The sequence below is a fragment of the SAR202 cluster bacterium genome (assembly GCA_016872355.1).
Lineage (GTDB): Bacteria > Chloroflexota > Dehalococcoidia > Lucifugimonadales > VGZY01 > VGZY01.
Genome location: VGZY01000124.1, coordinates 1 through 3,623, shown reverse-complemented (window position 1 = coordinate 3,623; position 3,623 = coordinate 1). Strand labels below are relative to the sequence as shown.

The following is a 3,623-nucleotide window of genomic DNA, read 5'->3' as shown; positions in this document are numbered from 1 at the left end:
GCGGCGCATGGCTCACTCCATTTTGCTATATCTTCCTCGCACAGGTATGATTATCGCCTCTACCCCGGGTTATGCAAAGGTCTCCTCGGGGAGAGGAGGGAGACCGAACAGCCGCCCTCACCGGTCCCGATGGGGCATCGCCCCGATGCATCGGGGTCTCCCGTAAGAGCACGGGAGAGGAACAAGACGTGCAGCCAAACAGCCGGTCAGGCATCCGCCGCGGCGGACCTACCCCTACGGTCGAAGCACCGCAGCCCCCGGCCCCGTCACCCTCTCTGTCAACCAGAGCGCTGACATCTCTCCCATCGAGGGAGAGACAAAGCCGCGGGAGCGGACCTCCGGCGCCCTCATCCGCCGCAGGGGAGCGGGAGGAAGGCAGAACAGCCGTCACCCTCTCTGTCAGCCAGAACGCTGACATCTCTCCCATCAAGGGAGAGACAAAGGAGCGGGGGCAGACAGCCGCCGGCCCCATTTTCTCACCGCTCTAGAAGACTGCGTGGGCTTTGACGGTGGCGCTGATGGCCTTGAGGGTGAAGTCGATGTCCGCCGAGTTCACGTCGGCGTGGGTGACGAAGCGCCAGGTCTTGCCGTCGTAGCCGCGCGCGTTGACCTTCACGCCCTGATCGTCCAGTTTGCGGGCGATCTCGAGGGCGTTCTTGAAGGTGGTGTCCGCGAAGACGAGGTTCGTCTGGAAGTGGCCGGGGTCCAGGACGAAGCCCTTGATGTTGGCGAGGCCGAAGGCGAGCTTGCGCGCGTTGGCGTGGTCGTCCGCCATGCGATCAACCATCTGCTCAAGCGCGACGACGCCGGCGGCGGCGATGACGCCCGCCTGGCGCGTCGCGCCGCCGAGCGCCTTGCGCCACCTGCGCGCCTGGTCGATCGCCTCGCGCGTACCGCAGAGCATTGAGCCGATGGGGCAGCCCAGGCCCTTCGAAAGGCAGAAGGTCACCATGTCCGCTTCCCTAACGAGCTCCGACAATGGGGTCTCAAGGTATACCGCTGCGTTGAAGATGCGCGCGCCGTCCATGTGCAGGGGCAGCTTGTGCGCCTTCGCGACGTCGCCGATCGCCTTCACGTCCGCGGGCGTCAGGACGGTGCCGCCGCACGAGTTGTGCGTGTTCTCGATCGCGATCATCTTCGTGGGCGCATAGTGCTGGTCGTTCGGGTTGATCGCGTTCTCGATAGCCTTCGGGCTGATCATGCCGCGCGAGTCGTTGGCGACGGTCCTGTAGGCGATGCCGCCCAGTCCGGAAGCGCCCGCAGCCTCCGCGCGGAAGATGTGCGACCTGTCACCTACGATCATTTCGGTGCCGCGCTGGCAGTAGGTGAGGCTGGCGACCAGGTTGCCCATGGTGCCGCTGCTCAGGAGCACCGCGGCCTCTTTGCCGGTCCGCTCGGCCGACATCTCCTCCAGCTTATTTACGGTGGGGTCCTCGGCAAGCATATCGTCGCCGACTTCCGCCTCAGCCATCGCCTTGCGCATGGCGGGCGTCGGGCGGGTCTTGGTATCGCTTCGAAGGTCGATTACTCGCATCTGTAAATCTCCTGGAACGGCTGTGAATAGGGGCCTGCGGCCAAGCCACTATTCTAGCAACGCAGCTTGTCAAAAGCCATAGCGTAACCTAACATTTACCCAGTGCTTGACGAATTTCGCCGCCCCGCGGCAGGCAGGAGAGTTGTACTCAAATGACCCAGGCCGGACAGTTCCGAACAGAGAAGGACACGATGGGCGAGCTGAAGGTGCCCGCCAACGCGTACTATGGCGCCAACACGCAGCGCGCGGTGCTGAACTTCCCGATCAGCGACCTTCGGTTTCCCCGCTCCTTCATCCGCGCGATCGGCCAGGTGAAGCTGGCGGCGGCGCAGGTAAACAACGAGCTCGGACTGCTGGACAAGAAGCTGGCGGACGCCATCGTGCAGGCGGCGAACGAGGTGGCGAACGGCAAGCTGGACGACCAGTTCGTCGTGGACATCTTCCAGACCGGCTCCGGCACGTCCACGAATATGAACACGAACGAGGTCATCTCCAACCGCGCCATCGAGATTCTCGGCGGCGTGCGCGGCTCCCGCAAGCCGGTGCACCCGAACGACCACGTCAACATCGGTCAGTCATCCAACGACGTTATCCCGACGGCGACGAACCTGGCGGCAATGACGACGATCGTCCACAACCTCATCCCTGCCCTGGAGCACCTACAAAAGGCGCTGGAGGCGAAGGCGGAGGAGTTCATGCCGGTGGTGAAGACCGGCAGGACGCACCTGCAGGACGCGACGCCGGTGCGCCTGGGCCAGGAGTTCGCGGGCCACGCCGGCCAGATAGAGCGCGGCATCCAGCGCATCAGGCACTCGATGGTCAGCCTGTGCGAGATCGCCCTCGGCGGCACCGCCGTCGGCACGGGCGTGAACACGCACTTGGAGTTTGCCGGACGCGTGGCGAAGAAGCTGAGCGCGCTGGCAAGGGTGGATGTCCGCGAGACAGGCAACCACTTCCAGGCCCAGAGCACCCTCGACTCCCTGGTGGACACGAGCGGGGCGCTGAAGACCGTGGCGGTATCGCTCATGAAGATCGCGAACGACATCCGCTGGCTCGGCTCCGGCCCGCGCGCCGGACTGGGCGAGATCGACCTGCCGGCGGTGCAGCCGGGGAGCTCGATCATGCCGGGCAAGGTGAACCCCGTGATCCCGGAGTCCGTCTGCATGGTGGCCGCGCAGGTCATCGGCAACGACGCCGCGATCACCATCGCCGGGCAGTCCGGCAACTTCGAGATCAACGTGATGATGCCGATCGCCGCGTACGACCTGCTGCAGTCGATCGACATCCTTTCGACGGCGTCCCGCAACCTGGCCGACCAGTGCATTGTGGGCCTCAAGGCCACCCGCAAGGGTCCGGACATGGTGCAGAACGGACTGGCCATCTGCACGACGCTGGTGCCGCACATCGGCTACGACGCCTCCGCCGCCATCGCCAAGGAGGCGCAGGCGACGGGCAAGTCCATCCGCGAGATCGCGAAGGTGCGCACGAAGTTCTCGGACGCGGAGCTGGACAAGATCCTGGACGCCGCGTCCATGACGGAGCCGGGGCTGGGCGGGGTGTCGGTGGGGTAGGACGGCAGTCGGCAGTCGGCAGTCGGCAGTCAGCAGTCAGCCAGACCGACAGCCGGCTAATGATAAGGCAGGATGCGCGTAGAGGGAACTGGTGAGTTCCCTCTACGGCTTTGGGTGCGGGTCGTATTAGTGGCTAAAGCCCGTAGGAACGGATCCCGGCAGTCGCGGTAGGGGCGGGTCTGAGAGACCACCTGCTCCAACTAATTCGATTCTCCGAGTTTTGATTCTTGCCTTGCCCGCTGTCCTGGGCCTAACGCTCTGAAGGAGCGTGTTCCCTGAGCCCAGCCCAACGGGCTGGGTAAGGTCCGGCATAGCAAACGGCCTGAAGGGCCGTGTTAAGTCCACACCGAGGAATGCGCCAGACACAGGCCACGTTGACATGGCCGGGATGACACGCCCTTTCAGGGCGTTTCGTTAATTGGTCTCTTTACCCAGCCCGTTGGGCTGGGCTCAGGGAACACGGCCCTTCAGCAACTGTCTTGGAAGTCAATAGAGATTCTGGCTCTTTCAGCGTTTTG

2 protein-coding genes are annotated in these 3,623 nt (G+C 64.3%); one reads left to right on the top strand and one right to left on the bottom strand.

Annotated elements, in window-relative coordinates; all coding sequences use genetic code 11:
• Positions 1–484: 484 nt before the first annotated feature.
• Positions 485–1,534, bottom strand: a complete 1,050-nt coding sequence (ltaE, locus tag FJ319_14615; protein ID MBM3935497.1) for a low-specificity L-threonine aldolase — start codon at positions 1,532–1,534, stop codon at positions 485–487.
• 152 nt (positions 1,535–1,686) lie between these two features.
• Here ltaE and FJ319_14610 point away from each other — a divergent pair, with 152 nt between their 5' ends.
• Positions 1,687–3,105, top strand: a complete 1,419-nt coding sequence (locus FJ319_14610) for a class II fumarate hydratase (protein ID MBM3935496.1) — start codon at positions 1,687–1,689, stop codon at positions 3,103–3,105.
• The last annotated feature ends 518 nt before the right edge of the window (positions 3,106–3,623 follow it).

Coding starts and splice junctions, on each gene's coding strand:
- ltaE (MBM3935497.1), bottom strand. CDS start 1,534: ATGCGAGTAATCGACCTTCGAAGCGATACCAAGACCCGCCCGACGCCC.
- FJ319_14610 (MBM3935496.1), top strand. CDS start 1,687: ATGACCCAGGCCGGACAGTTCCGAACAGAGAAGGACACGATGGGCGAG.